The organism is Variovorax sp. P4_D9 (genome assembly GCF_056401695.1).
Genome location: NZ_JBFUIU010001773.1, coordinates 1 through 521, shown reverse-complemented (window position 1 = coordinate 521; position 521 = coordinate 1). Strand labels below are relative to the sequence as shown.

Annotated in this window: 1 protein-coding gene; it reads right to left on the bottom strand. The window is 66.0% G+C overall.

Annotation, left to right across the window (positions count from 1 at the left end; translation table 11 throughout):
- Window positions 1–521, bottom strand: a 521-nt coding sequence (locus AC1DY5_RS58275) for an ABC transporter substrate-binding protein (protein WP_478123133.1), incomplete at both ends; no start/stop codon positions are given.

Sequence of the window (521 nt, the reverse complement as noted above, 5' to 3'; positions counted from 1 at the left end):
GCCTTGAGTGCGGTCGTGCTCGTGAGCCAGCCCGTGACGACGTCGACCTGGCCGGTCAGCAGCGGCGCCAGGTCGGAGCCGACGGTGATGATGGTGACGTCCTTCTCGGCGATCTTGTTCTTCGCCAGCAGGGCGCGCAGCAGGATGGCCGCGGTCGAGGGGATGCCGACCTTCTTGCCGACCAGGTCGGCGGGTTTGCGCACCGGATTCTTGGCCAGCGAGAAGAAGGTGAACGGATGCTTCTGGGCGCCAACGGCGAAGCACTTGATCGGCAGGCCCTGCGAGACTGCCAGCATCACCGAGGGGCTGGAAGAAACCTGGCCTACCTCGTATCGGCCCGAAGCCACGATGGCCACGCCATCGATGTTCGGCCCGCCGGGCTGGATCGCGAACTCGATGCCTTCCTGGTCGTAGAAGCCCAGCCGCTTGGCCACCACCTCGCCGATCTGGTTGACGCTGGGGATCCAGCCGAGCTGCATGTTGATGCGCGCCTTGCCCTGCGCGAAGGCGTCGATCGACAG